The sequence below is a fragment of the Sedimentitalea sp. genome, assembly GCF_039973035.1.
Taxonomy (GTDB): domain Bacteria; phylum Pseudomonadota; class Alphaproteobacteria; order Rhodobacterales; family Rhodobacteraceae; genus Sedimentitalea.
Genome location: NZ_JBDWLR010000029.1, coordinates 122,597 through 138,642 on the forward strand (window position 1 = coordinate 122,597; position 16,046 = coordinate 138,642).

Genomic DNA, 16,046 nt, shown 5'->3' on the forward strand with positions numbered 1-16,046 from the left:
GACGGAGTCGCCGACCGACCGGGTAGTGGCGCTGGAACTAGTTTAAGTGCTGCGGTAATTTGAGATGGGGCAGCATGACCAGACCGAAAGTCTCACCGCTCAATCGCCCCCATCGCTTCAATCCGCTTGTGATCGCTCAGCGGTCTGCTTAATCCCGGTTTCCGCTTATCTACACATTGGGAACGGGCGGGCGGGCCTTAGTGTAGGAGCCGCCGCTGTCTAAGCGGCGGCTCGACGAATTGTGTAAATCGAGTTTATGCTGCGGCTGCGTTGATACCATCGGCCGCGATATCCGTCATCGAGCGGTCGCCATCGTAGGTGCCGTCGAGACACTCTTGCAGAATGGCGCCATCGCCATCGTGACCCAACCGGTTGGCAAACGCCACAAGGCAGCCGTAACCGGCCAAGCCGTAGTGCACCATGCGCTGATATTGCGTGATGATCATCGCATCGCGGGTATCATCGTCGCCGAATGTTTCATTCAGTGCATGAGCCTTGGCTTCCTTCACCAAACCCTCCATGCCCTTACAGTGCTCGCCGTTAGGATCGATAGCGTGCTGTTGGCAGATTTCAGCAATCTTATCCATCCCGTCCTGAATACCGTTGGCTCCGGCAATCAAAGCCTTAGACAGACTCTCGTTCTGCGCTGCGCGTCCCAGTTCAGTGACGATTTCGAGCGATTGTTTGTTGGCGCTCCACAGGTCCTGCAGTTGATCATGGTACACATCTTCAAGGGATTGCATCGTCATTTCTAAATCCTTTCGGTTCGTGTGAACATCAATGACACAACAATGCGCCAGCCGAAGAGTTCCATCGAAATGTTTTTCGATTACACGTTCTCCGTGACCATCTTGAATTCTGGGTCAAAGGCTTGGCCGCAGCCGATCGGAAGAAGACGTTACCGCGACTGAACTTGCAGGCAAGTTGCTTGTCCACGTGATGACACTCCAGAGAATTGAAACATCGTCTCGAAGAATCACACAGACCTGCCCGGAACGAGAAAAGATACAGGGTCGGTTCAAATCTGCTCGTCAAGTGCAGAAAATTCTCTCCACTCAGGACGAGACTTCAAGCTTACTCCGTCCCTGTCGCCACAAGCTGACCGCTTTAACATATCGCTAGACAGGAACAGCCGCCTTCGATCACTGTAACGATTGCGTCACCGACATGGTTGCATAGACAACAGCCCGACACATCTCATCCGGCTCCGCCCCACGTCAATGCAGACCCTGCACCAACCCTACGATGCCGTTCCGGCCTCTCTTAAGGCAGTGAAATGCGAATTCAGGTGGTCCTTCATCGCTGCGCGAGCCGCGTCTGGGTCTGCGGCGGAGATGGTATCGATTATCGTGGCGTGTTGACGCCTGCTTCGGTCGATCGTTTCAGAACTGCGTGCCCGGGCGCGAATTGTCAGCCAATCTGCATCCAGTCGGATTTCATCCAACATCGTGTATGAGACCAACAGCGGTTTGTTTCGTGCCGCTTGCGCAATAACGCGGTGCAGGGCACTGTCCCAAATTTCGTTGTCGGCATCCCCTAAATCGACCATCAGCCTTTCGGCGATGGCACGCAACTGCGCAATCTCTTCGGGTCTGATCCGGCTCGCGCACAGCGCGGCCAGTTCCGGTTCGATGCACAGCCGCGCTTCCATCATCTGGATCGCGTTGGTTTCCCCTGCGATACGCGCTGCCAGTTCGGCGGTTGGATCTGTGGCCTGCCCGGCAAAGGTCCCGGCTCCGCGTTTGCGCCAAATCAGGCCTTCGGTTTCCAGCTGAGCCAGAGCCCGCCGGACCTGTCGTCGCCCGATGCGGAATTGTTCGGACAGGGCACGCTCGCTGGGAAGGCGGCCAGTCTCTCCCAATTCTCCGGTGTCCAGCAGGCCGAGAATTCGGTCACGGGCCTGTTTGGCGGTGTCGGTCTGCATCCGAGCCAAGGTCTCCTGTCTTCAGCGGTCTGTTGCGCGCGAGCGGCTTGGCTGGCCCTCATTTCGCAGACGCTCTTGCTGTTTTTCGATCTGGTCGTCCAGCATCTTGCGGTCGGTCAGGCCCGAAAAATCATCGGAGGTTGCCATCGCGTCGGCAAAGGCGAGGTAGCGTTCCTGTGCAACTGCAAAGAGCCGTTCCAGCTCGTCCAGAGGTTCCTCGTGATCATCGACTCTCAGGTCAAGCCAGGGATGCGCCTCGCCACGGTGTATGACGAGCGCCGCCGCCTGCCGCCCGCGTTTGTCTCCACCGGCGGCTTCACCCGCCTGCATCGCAGCCAACAACCGCTCGGCAAAGGGCAGGTCCACTTGGGTTCGGAAAGTTTGCGCCATAGCGTCGATCACCTCGGGGCCGACCAGCATGTTGCCTGCAACTGAAAACCCCTCACCAGTCATGTGCCCGGCCCAATCGGTACATTCGGCACCGGTATGGGTAGCAAAATTGCCATTCTCGTCAACCATATGGCATTGGCGCAGGCTTTCGGCGGCATCACGCTCGACCAAATCTGACAGCACCGATTCTGCCGGTTCGCCCGCGTCAAGACGGATACGCCCCTCGGTGCCCCAGATCGGGTTGCAAAAAGCCTGGCTGGCGATCGCAGAGCGGCGGCCAATATAGGGGACCACCGCACCGCAGGCGAAGAACCGGCTGGCAACGGCTATACCGAGATCGCCAGTTTCCGCGTCGCGGGCGACAATGGAAAAGGTCATCGTCCCACCGCGTAGGCTTGCATCAGGCGCGGCGTGGCAGCGGCCCGCAACATACCATCTGCCTCGCGCATGGCAGCCGTAAGTCGCCCGACCGCCCAAGGGTCGGATACGGTGACGAGATGGCCGCGTTTGCGCAATTCGTCGATCACCGCATCGCCAAAGGCAGGCTCCAGCATCATTTCGCCCGCCTTGACCTCGCGCGGGAAGAAGCTGCCTTGGAAATGCATGGTGTGAAACAGAGGCGCGTCCATACCTTCTTGTAGACCCAGCCCATGATGCACAAGGCGCAGGAACCAGATCAGTTGCCATTGGTCTTGTTGGTCGCCACCGGGGGTGCCAAAGACCAGCCGCGCCCCATCTTTTTCGGCAAAGGATGGTGTCAGAGTCGTGCGGGGGCGGCGTTTTGGGCCAAGAGAGGTCGGCACCCCGTCGATCAACCAGAACATTTGCGCCCGCGAGTTGAGAGGAAAGCCGAGGCCCGGAATAACCGGGCTGCTTTGCAGCCATCCGCCCGATGGCGTCGCCGCCACCATGTTGCCCCAGCGGTCGATCACATCCAGATGCACGGTGTCGCCGCGCTTTTCCGTCAGATGCGCCATCGTGGGTTCCTGCGCGGCAACGCCTTCAACACCAAAACCGCGGGTCGCGCGGTCGAGATAGGCGTCGGCCAGATGCTCAAACCCCGGTACCCGACCCGGTCGCTGTTCCAGAGATGCTGTATCGTCGATCAGCTTTGCCCGCTCGGCACCGTATTCGTCCGACAGAAGGTAATCCATCGGGATTTCGCTGAAATCCGGATCGCCGTAATAGGCTTCGCGGTCGGCATAGGCGAGTTTCATCGCCTCTACGATCACATGCACGAACTCGGCCCCGTTCGGGTCCATCGCACCAAGATCGAAGTTTTTCAGGATCGACAGGGTCTGGAGCAACACCGGCCCCTGACTCCAAGCTTGGGTCTTGTGCACCGTCCAGCCGTGATATTCGAGAGTCAGGGTCTCTTCGTAGCTGGCGCGCCAATCGGCCATGTCGGACGGGGCCAGCACCGCGCTGTGCTTTTCCTCGGACACATCCATTACTTTGGCGTCCTTAAGATAGTCGAAGATCGCGGTGGCTACGAACCCCTCTCGCCATTCTGCGCGGGCGGCGTCAATGGCCGCGGCGCGATCCCCGGCTGCCTCATCGGCAACCGTTGCCAACCGGTCGTACGTGTCAGCAAGATCGGGGTTTTTGAAAAGGGCGTTTGCGGCGGGCGCATTGCCGTCTGGAGCCCAAACGGCCGCAGATGAGGGCCATTCGGCTTCAAAGAAGTCCTGCAATCCAGCGATGGTATCAGCGACACGGGGCAGCATCGGATGACCATCCCGCGCATAATCAATCGCCGGCTGTAGTACCTCGCGCAGGCTCATTGTTCCATGGTCGCGCAGCATCATCAGCCAGCCATCAAATGCACCCGGCACGACCGTGGCCAAAAGTCCCGAACCGGGGATCAGTTTCAGGCCCAAGTCGGTAAAGTGGTCAATCGTGGCGGCAGCGGGTGCCACGGCCTGCGCGCAGAGGACTTTGGTATCGCCAGTTTCGGCAGAGTGAATGATTGCTGGCATGTCACCGGCCGGACCATTCAGGTGCGGTTCGACAATTTGCAGCACGAATGCGGTCGCCACGGCGGCATCGAACGCATTGCCGCCCTTTTCAAGGACGCCAAAACCGACCGACGAGGCCAGCCAATGTGTCGAGGTTACGACGCCGAATGTGCCGCGAATTTCGGGGCGGGTGGTAAAGTCTGACATGTGGTCTCCGATGGTCAGTGTTCGCGCGGGTCCAGCGCATCGCGCAGCCCGTCGCCCAAAAGATTGAACCCCAGCACCACGAGGAAAATCGCGATGCCCGGCCACATGGCCATCCAGGGGGCTTGGTTGAGAAAATTCTTGGCAGTGTTCAGCATCGAGCCCCAACTGGGGGCTGGCGGTTGCTGACCCAACCCGAGAAACGACAGCGACGCCTCGGCGATGATCGCGGTGGCAATGGTCAATGTTGCCTGCACCAGGATTGGCGGCAGCACATTGGGAAAGATATAGCGGGTCAGGATACGCCGGTCAGGCAGGCCGATGGCGCGGGCGGATTCCACATAATCAGCCGTCTTGATCGTCAAGACCTGTCCGCGTGTCAGGCGCACAAAGATCGGCATGGCAGAAATGCCGATGGCAATCATGGCATTGGTCAGGGATGGCCCGAGAAATGCGGCAAGTGCGATGGCCAGGATCAGGAATGGCGCCGCCAGCAGCGCCTCGGTGCAGCGTGAAATGATTGCGTCCGTCCAGCCGCCAAAATATCCGGCGACTATGCCCAAAGGCACGCCCAATAGAACCGCGATACCGACGGACACGACACCGGCCAGCAACGACGCCTGCGCACCCCAGATCATGCGGGACAGCACATCGCGTCCGATTTCATCTGTACCGAAGGGGTGTGCCGCGGTCGGAGCTTTGCGCACAGCGCCCCAATCGGTCGCAGCCGGATCGGGGATTGGCAGCACCGGGGCCAGAATGGCGATCAGGATAAAGAACGCAACGAGGATACCGCCCAACATGGCGCTGCGATGACTGCGGAATTTCTTCCAGACGCGGTTTTGCGATTTTATCGCAAGAATGGGATCGGTTTGGGCGACCATATTATTGCCCCCTCAGACGTGGGTTCAACAGAACGTACAGCACGTCTGCCAAGAGATTCATTAGAATGAAACCAATGGCCGTCACCAGAACGATGCCCTGCACCACGGCGTAATCGCGGTTGAATACCGCATCAACCACCAGCTTGCCAAAACCGGGGATGGTAAAGATCTGTTCGGTCAGGACCGCACCCGCAATCAACTCGCCAAACAACAGCGCCGTCAGCGTAACGATTGGTGTCAGCGCATTGCGGAAGGCATGTTTCAACACCACCCGCTTTTCCAGAACGCCCTTGGCGCGGGCCGTACGGATATAGTCTTGTTGCAGCACCTCCAGCATGGCCGAACGGGTGTGCCGCATCAACGTTGCAGCCAGCGCTGTTCCAAGAACGAAGGCTGGCATGATCATTACGGTGATGGATTTCACCGGGTCTTCGGAAAACGGCATATAGCCTGAGGCGGGCAAAAGCTGCCACTTCACCGAGACCAGCAGGATCAACATGATGCCAAGCCAGAAATTCGGGATCGACAAGCCCGACAGCGCCACAACATTGGCGATGTAATCGGTGATCGTGCCTTTCTTGACCGCAGACAGAATGCCCGCCGGAATACCAATCAGAAGCGCAAAGGCCATTGCCATCAGCGCCAGTTGGATTGTCACGGGCAGTTTTTGCCCGATCAATTCCAGAACCGGCTGGTTGGTACGCAGGGATATCCCTAGATCGCCGGTCAGCGCGTTGCCAACCCAGGTGACATATTGCACCGGGATCGGATCATTCAGGCGGTATTTTTCGCGCAGGAATTCCAGAACCTCGGGGTCGCGCTCTTCGCCCGCCATTGCCAGCACCGGATCACCGGGCAGCAATTTCTGCAAGGCAAAGACGAACATCGAGATCAGGATGATCGTCGGGATCGCGATGACAACGCGGCGAAGGATGAAGGACAGCATGGACTGGGCTTTCGAAGTGAGGCGGCCCGCGCACTACAAGGCGCAGGCCGCGGACGGATCAGCCGTCTTTTTTCATGCCTTCCAGACGGATCATTCCATCGGGATAGGGAACAAAACCACTGATCCCGCTATCCAGCGCCCAGATCCAGGTCTGGTGATAGATGACCATGCGGGGCAGGTCTTCGGCCAGGATATCGCGGGCCGCGTCATATGCGACCTTGCGTACCGCAGGATCCGTCGAGGCGCGGGCTTCGTTCATCAGCCGATCCACATCCGGGTTGGAATACTTGCTGTCGTTGATGCCACCGCCAGTGGTCACGAACTGGTGGTTGTTTCCGTCCGGATCGACCCGGCCGGACCAACCGATCTGGCTTGCCTGGTAATCGCCTGCTGATTGATCTGACAACAGCGTGGCAAATTCCTTGGACGTGATCGTAATGTTGATCCCGGCCTCGGCCGCCATGGCCTGCACGACCTGCATCAGTTGCAGCGGCACGGTGGTATTGGGCACCTGTACCTCAAGGTCAATTCCGTCAGGGAACCCTGCCTCGGCAAGGAGCGCCTTGGCTTTTTCGACATCGCGAGCAGGCACCGTGTGGTTGGCGTTGTACCAAGGCGAATTCGGCGGCACCGGCTGGTTGCCAGCGGCAAAGGCGCCGTCAAACACCACTTGATTGATGGCTTCACGGTCAATCGCATAGTTCAATGCCTGACGCAGACGTTTGTCATTGCCCCAGGGATTATCACCTTTTTCGCCATTGGCGACGTTGAAGGTGATGCCCTGGTAGCCCAACGATACAGCGCTTTCGACCTGAATGCCGTCATCCCCTTTTGCTTGGCCCAGATCAGTCGCGGCGAGACGTTCGATCATGTCGACATCGCCGGATTGAAGGTTGGCCAGACGCACGGTGGTGTCAGGGATCGGCAGGTAAGTCACGCTGTCAAAATTGATCTCACCGGCGTTCCAATAGTCCGCAAACCTGTTAAGCACTATGCGATCCTGCGCCACACGCTCGCCAAAGCTGAAAGGACCGGAGCAGACCGGGTTCAGCCCGAAATCAGCGCCTGCCTCGGCGGCGGCCGTCGGCGATACCATCATGCCCGAACGATCCGCAAACTGCGCCAGCAGGGTGGCGTCGGGCCCGGTCAGGTTGAATTTGATTTCATACTCGCCAAGCACTTCGGTGCTCTCTACCGATTTCAGTTCCGATTTGCGGCGGGATTCCTCCATCGTTTTGCTGCGTTCGATATTGGCGGCGACGGCCTCGGCGTTGAAGGGTGTCCCGTCATGGAAAACAACGCCTTCGCGCAGCTTCATCGTCAGGGCCGTGCCGTCTTCGGAGTATTCCCATTCAGTTGCAAGCTGAGGAATGAATTCCAGATCCGGTGTGATATCCACCAGCTTGTCGCAGAGCGCAGTGTAAACAATGCGCCCGACAAAGGTACGCGACTGGTCCGGATCCAGCACATCGGCATCCGACTGCAAGGCAATGCGCAGATCGGCAGCAGACGCCGCATTTGCGCCCAACCCAAGCGCGGTAGCGCCCAGCAGTGCGGCCAGCAGGGTCGATTTGGAAAGGGTCATGTCTGGTTCTCCTTGTTGGTTTCTTTGGTGGTCTCGCGCCGCTCGCTGGCGGCACGGTAGAGATCGAAACGGGCCTGCGCTGCAGGCGATCGTGCTTTTGCGCCGGGTCGGGGTGTCATCGCGCCTATCTCGCGCCAATAGTGACAGGCGGCGCCATGATTGGCCTCTTCCAGTATCGGAACCTCGGTTTTGCACCTGTTCTGGGCATGCGGGCAGCGCGGATGGAACCGACACCCGGCTGGAGGGTTCAGCGGGCTGGGTGTTTCCCCAAGTGCGTGGGCGATGGGCGTTCGGGCGGCATGTTCAGCCACCGGTATCGAGGCTAGCAAGAGCTGCGTATAGGGATGGCGTGCATTTTCGAACACGGCGTCAGTGGGGCCGCATTCGACGATCTGGCCCAGGTACATCACCGCCACCCTGTCGCTCATGTGGCGGATCACGGCAAGATCGTGCGCTATGATGACCAGTGTCAGGTCCAGATCTCGACCGAGATCCGCAAGCAGGTTGATCACCTGCGCCTGAACAGAAACGTCGAGCGCGGATACAGGTTCGTCCCCGATGATCAGTTTCGGGCCCGAGGCGAGGGCACGGGCAATACCGATACGCTGGCGTTGGCCACCCGAAAACTCATGCGGGTATCGATCAGCATGTTCCGGCATCAATCCGACCTGCGACAGCAACGTCCCCACGCGGTCGCGCCGGGCCTGTGCGGACAGATCAGGCGCGTGTAGCTCCAACGGCTCTGCGATCAGCTTGCCAACCGTCAGCCGCGGGTTCAAAGACGAGTATGGGTCCTGAAAGATAAATTGCAAATCGCCGCGCAGTTTGGTCAAGGCGATTCCGGATAGCGAGGCGATCGGTTCGCCATCAAATTCGACCTTGCCCGCAGTGGGAGTGAGTAGGCGCATCAGCAATCGGGCGAGGGTGGACTTGCCACAGCCCGATTCACCAACGATGGCAAAGGTCTCGCCGCGTTTGATATCAAGTGACACGCCATCTACCGCATGGACCGTGTCTCCCTTTGCCAAGATACCGGCGTTGACGGTAAAATGCTTGATCAGATGGGTTGCCTTGAGAATGCTGTCGGTCATGCGCTGACCGCCTGCGATTGTTCAAGCGGCGCGAAATGACAGGCCACGCCATGGCCGCTGCCTATGTCACCCAGCGGTGGCGTCTGAGCGCAAATCTCGGCCGCAAACGGGCAACGGGTCCGGAACCGGCAGCCCGATGGCATCGCATCAATAGATGGAACTGTCCCGGCCACGGTGGCGAGACGCCCGCGCGCGCCTGTGAGCGACGGCATCGAGGCCATGAGACCGATCGTGTAGGGATGCTGAGGATCGTCGAATATTTGTTCTACCGGGCCGCGTTCTACGATCTGCCCGCCATACATAACCGCGACCGATGTGGCGATTTCCGCAACCACGCCAAGATCATGGGTGATCATGATGGTGCCCATCTTCATCTGCTGCTGCAAATCACGGATCAGATCGAGAATCTGCGCCTGGATTGTCACGTCCAGAGCGGTGGTCGGTTCGTCCGCGATCAAGAGCGCGGGATTGTTGACCAATGCCATTGCGATCATTACCCGCTGACGCATTCCGCCGGACAACTGGTGCGGATACTCTTTCAGTCGTCGGTCCGGGGCCGGGATGCCGACGCGCTTGAGCATGTCTTCGGCGCGGTTCATTGCTTCGGTCTTGCTCGTGGCTTGGTGGCACAGCACCGCTTCGGCAATCTGCTCGCCAATGCGAAAGGCAGGATTGAGTGATGTCATCGGCTCTTGAAAGATCATCGCCATGCGGTCACCACGCACGGCCGGAGGCAAGACTTCCTTGGTCAGTTCGTAGTCATGCCCGTCAAAATGCATCTGTCCAGACAGCACACGGGCAGCGCCTTTCGGCAGCAATCCCATGATCGCCATCGACGTGACACTCTTTCCACATCCGGACTCGCCGACGATGCACAACGTCTGCCCTGACTGAACTTGCAGATCGACGCCGGTCACGACAGGCGCCGAATGCCCGCGAAATTGCAGGCTGAAATTACTGATCTCGAGCAAGGGGCTGTGCGTTTGCGTCATGCCATCCGGGCTTCACTGTGTGCGAACCAATTAACAATTGGTTCGCACCTGCTGTCAAGCGGACACAACAGAAATCTCTGGTGGCAATGGCAGGGTCGCAAAGGTTCCGGCGCGTCGCAGGCCGCTCTACCAGCGGACACTTCCATCCAGTCAGAGCAGTCTGCCTTCGCAGTGATAACTGAATAACGGTCTTCAGCATCTAAGTGTTCTCGGGCTGCCGGAAACTTTGCGTCACGATCCAGCGTTTCCAACCAGAAAGAACCAGGAAAGAACCAGCGCCCACATTCTCTACAAGATGACCGAACTCGGACGTCCCGAGTTTAGTTCGGTCGCTTGGCCTCTAGTAAGGGTAGGGCGCCCTCAGCCCATCCAGCGACGAACGGGCGCGTTGGCCTCTTCGAGTGGTTGGGTGACGACATCGACAAGCGTGGGTCCGTCATGCTCCACGGCCTCGCGCAGGACCCGCTCAAGATCGGCGGGGTCTTCGACGCGCCAGGACTTTACACCATAGGCGGCTGCAACGGCAGCTTGATCGACCCGGCCAAAGTCGACGTTGTAATAGCGCGAACCTTTATCGGCCATCTGGCTAGCCTTGATCCAACCGAAGTTGGAGTTGGAGAACACCACGAAGGTGATCGGCGCGCCGGCTCGGCAGACGGTTTCCAATTCGCCCACAGTGAAGCCGAAGGAACCATCCCCCATCAATGCGACAGTCTTGCTGGAGGGCCGACCATGCCAAGCACCCAGAGAGGCGGCCAGCGAATAGCCGAGCGCCCCGTGCGCGCGGTTGGTGATGAAATAGCGCCCGGCAAGCTGCTGCTGGTAGTAGGCGGAGAAATAAGGGCAAGAGGTGCCGGGGTCCGAGACGACGGTCGCATCTGGTGGAAGCACTTTCATCAGGTCTGAAATCACGCGCTCGGGACGGACCGGACGGTTTTCCTCAGCTGCAATGCGGTCGAAAATCTCGAACTTGCGGCGCTTGATATCGGCCACGGCGGCGGCGCCCCCAAAGGTCGAAAGGCCTTGATCGCGGCGATCGAGTTCTGCGTTTAGCATTTGCAGCGACATGCGCAGGTCACCCACCACGCCTACCTCGGTGGGCAGGTTTGCACCCATCACCATCGGGTCCACGTCGAAATGCACGATCCGCGTGCCGACACTGGGGGCCTCCCATCTGGCGGTGGTGGTCGATCCGGCACGGCATCCCATGAACACGACGAGATCTGCGGCTTGCATCATTTCCCACGTCTCGTCCGTGCCGCCGTTGGAGCCGACGACGCCGAGCGCATTCGGATGCGTATCGGCCAGCGAACCCTGTCCGGAAATCGATGTCGCCACGGCAATATCGAGCCGCGTTGCAATTCGGTTTAGCTCGTCCATTGCGCCCGCAACGACCACACCGCCTCCGCACACGATCAGCGGACTCTTGGCCGACAGGATCGCATCGACCGCGGCCTCAATCGAGCCGGTATCGGGTCCGGTGGCATAGGCGGGATAGGTGGCCGTCTTGGGATCGGCCCAGATATCGGTCGGGTCGACGCTATCATACTGGATATCATAGGGCAGGCCGAGATGGGCAGAGCCGGGCCGCCCGGTGGTCATCGCGCGAAAGGCGGCGCGGACCATGCGGGGAATATGGGCGGATTGCTTGATCACCGTGTTCCACTTGGTCAGCGGGCGCATCAGCGCTTCCTGGTCGACTTCGGTCAGGGGATATTTGCCATAGGTCGACACAGAGATGTCGGTGGTGATCGCCAGCATGGCATAAGAGCTTTCCGACGATTCGATCAGACCGGGCAGAATATAGGTCGCTCCGCCCCCCGAAGGACCCTCGCAGATGCCCGGCTTTCCAGTGACCCGGGAATACCCGTCAGCCATGTAGCCAGCACTGCGCTCGTCGCGGGTCAGCACATGATTGATCTTGTGATCCAGCAGGTGCATCGCGTCATAGAAGGGCAGGGTGGTGTCGCCGCAGAGGCCAAAGATGTGATCCACACCCTGGGCTTCGAGCATCCGCACCATGGCTTCGGCGCCGTTGAGCGTGTTTTCCATGACTGTCTCTCCTTAGTCCGCGCGCGGGGCCGCAACGTCGGGTCAAAATATTGTATATATATTTGTATACAGATGCGTCGACGATACGCAATGCCTGAGATGCGCTTTCCTCTGCCGACGGCAATATGGCCAAGGTTCGATGCGCCAAATGACGCCGATCAGAGTGTCAGGCCGCCATTTACATGCAATGATTGGCCGGTCACATAGCCTGCGGGTTCGGACAACAGAAACGCCGCAGTCGCCGCGACTTCAGCAGCTTGTCCAAGTCGCGCCATGGGGATGTTTGCCGTGACCTCCGCCCATTGCTCTGGTGTCAGAGAGGAGGGCGTGCCGGGCTCTTTCGTGATGAAGCCAGGCACCACCGCGTTCACCGTGATACCGCGTGGAGCAAGATTGGCGGCAAACACACGGACCTGCGCCTCAAGCGCGGCTTTGGCTGGGGCGGTGGGGGCATAGCTGTGGGTCTTGGAGCGGTGCGCGCCAAAGGCGCTCACACACAGGATGCGGCCACGGCGGTCCGCCAGTTTTGGCGTGACGCATGTGCAGAGGCGTTGGAACGCCATCGGCATGGCGTCGAGCGCAGAACGCAGTGTCGCCGGGTCGGTCGAGTCAACTGTGCCCAGCTTGGCGTATCCCGCAGCAAAGGCAAATCCACTCAACCCGCCTTCTGGCAGCGGATCCAGCCATGCGGTGATATTGTCGATCAGTGCCGGGTCTTCGGTCAGGCCAAGGCAGGTTGATACGCTCGCACCTTCATTCTCGCAGAAGGCGGCGACACGGCCCAAACGTTCGGCGTTTGAGCCGGTATGCAGCAACAAGTCGGTGCCGGGCGCGGCCAGATGACGGGCAAGCGCCGCGCCGATACCGGAGCCGGCGCCAATGATGATGTATCGGGTCATGAGATTACCTTTTTGAAGTCCCGCGCCCGCAGATAGGCTCAGGAGGTGGGACGAGTATAGACATGCCCATAGGCGGCCTTGATCGCGACAAGAATGTCTTCGTTGCGGTGCAGGATATGCTCGCGCATGACGCCGATCGCAGCTTCGGTGTCGCCCGCACAGATGTGGTCGAGAATCTCGCGGTGTTCATTTTGGGTGTAGTTGCGACGACCTTCCATTGCGATCCAGCGGATAAGGTGAATACGGTCGTTGAGATTGGACAGCATCTGCCGCAGCACCTTGTTACGGGCCATCTCGGCAATGGTGTCGTGAAAGCGTATATCCAGTTCCATCAGCCGATCGACCGACGCATCTGGAGATTCCGCCATGCTTTCGGTGAGGAAATCGGACAATGCCTCGAGCTCCGCCTTCTCCGCCCGTTCGCAGGCGAGCCGCACCGTTGCACATTCGATTTCGACCCGCGCTTCGAAGAGATCTATGACCACGTCTGCTTCGAGCCCCGGTACCGAAAACCCGCGCTCTCTGTCCACCAGCAACCCCTCTGCCACCAGTCGATTCAATGCCTCGCGAAGAGGCGTGCGGCTGATGGCCAATTCACTGGCCAGCGAGACTTCGTTGATTTTTTGCCCCGGCAGAAACTTTGACCGCAAAAGCTGTTCGCGCAGCTGTGCATGGGCGCGGTGGGATGAGGACATATGGGGGACACTCGCCGTGGTATTCTTTTCTTTGCTCATCGCCCGGGGCCTCGGATATTGTTATGTATTCCAAACTGTATGCACTGTCGCCATTGAACGTCAACGTGCCGCCCGTCTCAGGCATCCGGGGCAGCAGCCAGCAAGGCCGTAAGGGTGCTGACATCAGGCGCGCTGTCGAGCGTTTCGCACGCCTCTGCCAGCGCTATGCGACGGGGCAGCGAACAAACGGTAGCGGTGACGTCTTCGAACTTACGGTCGAGATCTGCTTGCAAAAGAGGCTGTTCCGGGTAACCGCGTGCCACCTTTGAGGTCGCCGAGAGCGTGCGGCCATCGGTCAGGTTCAGAATGATTTCTCCCATGTAGAAATCAGGAAACGCGTCGTTGAAGGCGCCCGTGTCACGGATCACTTCAGCACTTTCCGCAAGGCGTGCGACCTCCGGTTCGGTCTCGCGCCGGTCGATGAAGAGGTCGAGAAACGACAACCGCCCCATCGCCGCGCGCACCGGCAGGATGTATTGCGCGGAATGGCCCTTGAGCGGATTGTCATCAACGCAATGGGCGCCGGCATCGGCAAAGCGCAGGCTGATCTTGTCGATCTGGGCGGGGGTCAGCGCGTGATCCTCAAGCAGGCCGACAAGTGCGTCCAGTGCCGGATGAAGGAAGGACACCGAGGCGTAGGGTTTGATCGCAAGTTCCATCACCCCGTCCCATTTGGGGCCAAGGTCCGAGGTCAGCGGCGTAGGATCGGCGACGCCGCTATAGGCGTCGAGCACCATGTGACCCCCGTCAAAAATCCGGTCCGGAGCGCCAAAGTCTCGCTTCGCCAGCATCGCTGACATCACGCCATTGCGTGCGGCCAGCCCCATTTGAAAAGGACGGGCATCCTCGCGCGGATCATCCTGCCACGCCAGCAGCCCCGAGGTCTGTAGCCCCGCCAATCCGAGCGCGCGTACGGTCTGATCTTCGTCCAGCCCAAGCAAAAACGCGGAGGCGGCGGCGGCGCCAAAGCTTCCTGCGATGGCCGAGGGGTGAAAGCCGCGATCATACAATTCACGCGGGTTCATCGCCATCGAAACGCGATAGGTCACTTCGCAGCCAAGCGCCACGGCGGCCAACGCCTCGGCTCCGGTGCGGTTCTGTGCTTCGGAAAGGGCGAGTGCGGTGGGAATCATCACTGCGATCGGATGCAGGATCGCCTCGGGGTGGTGCGGTTCAAAGTCGGCAGCATAGCCCAATGTGCCGTTGGCGAGGGCGGCACTGACCGGGTCGACCTTGCGGTTGCGTCCGATCAGAGTGCAGGGACCGGGGCCAGCAATCTCTTCGGCAAAATCGCCTATGCCCTGTGCGGCCGTCACGCTCTGGTGCGTCGCTGCGCAGAGCACTCCGATTCCGTCGCAGACCAGCTTGCGGGTATAGGCCATTACCTCTTGTGGAAGGTCAGCCGGAGTGAAGTTTGAAATAAAGGCAGCAAGTGTGCGGGTGACAGGGGCGCGGTCGCTCATGGCGGATCCTTCGGAGGCAAACGGGAGAAATTCAGATTGCATATTTACCTGTATACATGACAGAGTACAAAAATCAGTCAAGACATTCATGGGGAAGACAGGGCATGGCAGGCGTGACGCGGATCGTATTGGGCGGCTTTGGCAATGTCGGACAGCAGATCGCGGCCAAACTGACCGTCGACCCGACGGGCGCGTTGCAGATCGTCGCCATCGCGGCGCGAGACAAGCAAAAGGCCGCAGAAAAAGCAGCGAGTTTTGGATTGGACGTCCCGATCATTTCGGCCGCCGAAGCGCCGCAATACAATGCGATTCTCGTGGAATGTGCCACCTATGACGGGTTTCGCGATGTCGTGGAGCCGACCCTGCGGGCGGGCGGCCATGTGATCGCGGTTAGCGTGGGAGCGCTCGCCGTGAACCTCGACCTCATCGACATCGCGGAGCAGTCCGACGCCAAGTTGCAGATTGCGGGCGGCACCTTGCCCGGGCTCGACATCATCCGCGCGGCGTCCGAGGATGAAATCACATCTGTCACCCTTACGTCGCATATCAAACCGGCCTCTTTCGCGCATGAGCCTTACATCCATGACAACGGCATTGACCTAGCTCCTGCCGAAACCGGTCCCGTACCAATATTCGAGGGCAGCGCGCGGGAAGCAGCGGGGCATTTTCCGCGCCACTTTAACGTTGCTGTGACACTGGGCCTCGTCGGGATTGGGCTGGATCGAACCCGGGTGCGGATCTACGCTGACGGCACGCTGCCGGGTGCCCGGCATACGCTGAATGTCGAGGCCAGCTCGGTCTCGCTCGACATGACATCGCAGAACTATCCCTCGCCGCAGAACAACCGTACCAGCATGGTTGTGGCGCTCAGCATCCTCGCCGCGTTGCGCCGCGAGAATACCTCGCTGCGGATCGGTAGCTGAA

The 16,046-nt window shown here is 59.6% G+C and carries 14 protein-coding genes; 1 reads left to right on the forward strand and 13 read right to left on the reverse strand.

The genetic code is table 11. The features are described 5' to 3' along the window. Nucleotides 1–254: 254 nt before the first annotated feature. From ABJO75_RS06850 to ABJO75_RS06910, 13 genes are all read right to left on the reverse strand, one after another. Nucleotides 255–749 carry a ferritin-like domain-containing protein gene (locus ABJO75_RS06850; protein WP_348128652.1) on the reverse strand — a complete coding sequence of 165 codons (495 nt, stop codon included), beginning with the start codon at nucleotides 747–749 and terminating at the stop codon, nucleotides 255–257. Between the two features lie 491 nt (nucleotides 750–1,240). After that, nucleotides 1,241–1,924 (reverse strand): FCD domain-containing protein, encoded by a 684-nt coding sequence (locus ABJO75_RS06855; RefSeq protein WP_348128654.1) that lies wholly within the window; start codon nucleotides 1,922–1,924, stop codon nucleotides 1,241–1,243. Between the two features lie 21 nt (nucleotides 1,925–1,945). After that, nucleotides 1,946–2,692: a DUF1028 domain-containing protein gene (locus ABJO75_RS06860; RefSeq protein WP_348128657.1), complete on the reverse strand. Its 747-nt coding sequence runs from the start codon at nucleotides 2,690–2,692 to the stop codon at nucleotides 1,946–1,948. Further along, the gene (locus ABJO75_RS06865) at nucleotides 2,689–4,479 is read right to left on the reverse strand and encodes a gamma-glutamyltransferase family protein (protein WP_348128660.1); all 1,791 of its coding nucleotides are present in this window, start codon (nucleotides 4,477–4,479) and stop codon (nucleotides 2,689–2,691) included. The genes ABJO75_RS06860 and ABJO75_RS06865 overlap by 4 nt, the downstream gene beginning before the upstream one ends. A 14-nt stretch (nucleotides 4,480–4,493) precedes the next feature. After that, complete coding sequence (locus ABJO75_RS06870; RefSeq protein WP_348128663.1) at nucleotides 4,494–5,360, reverse strand: ABC transporter permease; 867 nt, start codon at nucleotides 5,358–5,360, stop codon at nucleotides 4,494–4,496. A 1-nt stretch (nucleotide 5,361) separates the two neighbouring features. Further along, a complete protein-coding gene (locus tag ABJO75_RS06875; RefSeq protein ID WP_348128666.1) occupies nucleotides 5,362–6,306 on the reverse strand; it encodes an ABC transporter permease in 945 nt (314 codons plus the stop codon). 58 nt (nucleotides 6,307–6,364) lie between these two features. Continuing rightward, a complete protein-coding gene (locus tag ABJO75_RS06880) occupies nucleotides 6,365–7,891 on the reverse strand; it encodes an ABC transporter substrate-binding protein (protein ID WP_348128669.1) in 1,527 nt (508 codons plus the stop codon). Continuing rightward, complete coding sequence (locus ABJO75_RS06885; RefSeq protein WP_348128671.1) at nucleotides 7,888–8,982, reverse strand: oligopeptide/dipeptide ABC transporter ATP-binding protein; 1,095 nt, start codon at nucleotides 8,980–8,982, stop codon at nucleotides 7,888–7,890. The genes ABJO75_RS06880 and ABJO75_RS06885 overlap by 4 nt, the downstream gene beginning before the upstream one ends. Next, nucleotides 8,979–9,974: an ABC transporter ATP-binding protein gene (locus ABJO75_RS06890; protein ID WP_348128674.1), complete on the reverse strand. Its 996-nt coding sequence runs from the start codon at nucleotides 9,972–9,974 to the stop codon at nucleotides 8,979–8,981. The genes ABJO75_RS06885 and ABJO75_RS06890 overlap by 4 nt, the downstream gene beginning before the upstream one ends. Nucleotides 9,975–10,334: 360 nt before the next feature. Further along, nucleotides 10,335–12,026 (reverse strand): thiamine pyrophosphate-binding protein, encoded by a 1,692-nt coding sequence (locus ABJO75_RS06895; protein WP_348128677.1) that lies wholly within the window; start codon nucleotides 12,024–12,026, stop codon nucleotides 10,335–10,337. Between the two features lie 158 nt (nucleotides 12,027–12,184). Continuing rightward, nucleotides 12,185–12,925 (reverse strand): SDR family oxidoreductase, encoded by a 741-nt coding sequence (locus ABJO75_RS06900; RefSeq protein WP_348128680.1) that lies wholly within the window; start codon nucleotides 12,923–12,925, stop codon nucleotides 12,185–12,187. A 38-nt stretch (nucleotides 12,926–12,963) separates the two neighbouring features. Further along, complete coding sequence (locus ABJO75_RS06905) at nucleotides 12,964–13,659, reverse strand: GntR family transcriptional regulator (RefSeq protein WP_348128683.1); 696 nt, start codon at nucleotides 13,657–13,659, stop codon at nucleotides 12,964–12,966. A 77-nt stretch (nucleotides 13,660–13,736) separates the two neighbouring features. Then, nucleotides 13,737–15,122, reverse strand: coding sequence for an MmgE/PrpD family protein (locus tag ABJO75_RS06910; protein WP_348128685.1), 1,386 nt, complete (start codon nucleotides 15,120–15,122; stop codon nucleotides 13,737–13,739). 104 nt (nucleotides 15,123–15,226) lie between these two features. On the opposite strand from ABJO75_RS06910, the gene ABJO75_RS06915 reads away from it, so the two are divergent. Continuing rightward, a complete protein-coding gene (locus ABJO75_RS06915) occupies nucleotides 15,227–16,045 on the forward strand; it encodes an aspartate dehydrogenase domain-containing protein (protein WP_348128688.1) in 819 nt (272 codons plus the stop codon). Nucleotide 16,046: the final 1 nt, after the last annotated feature.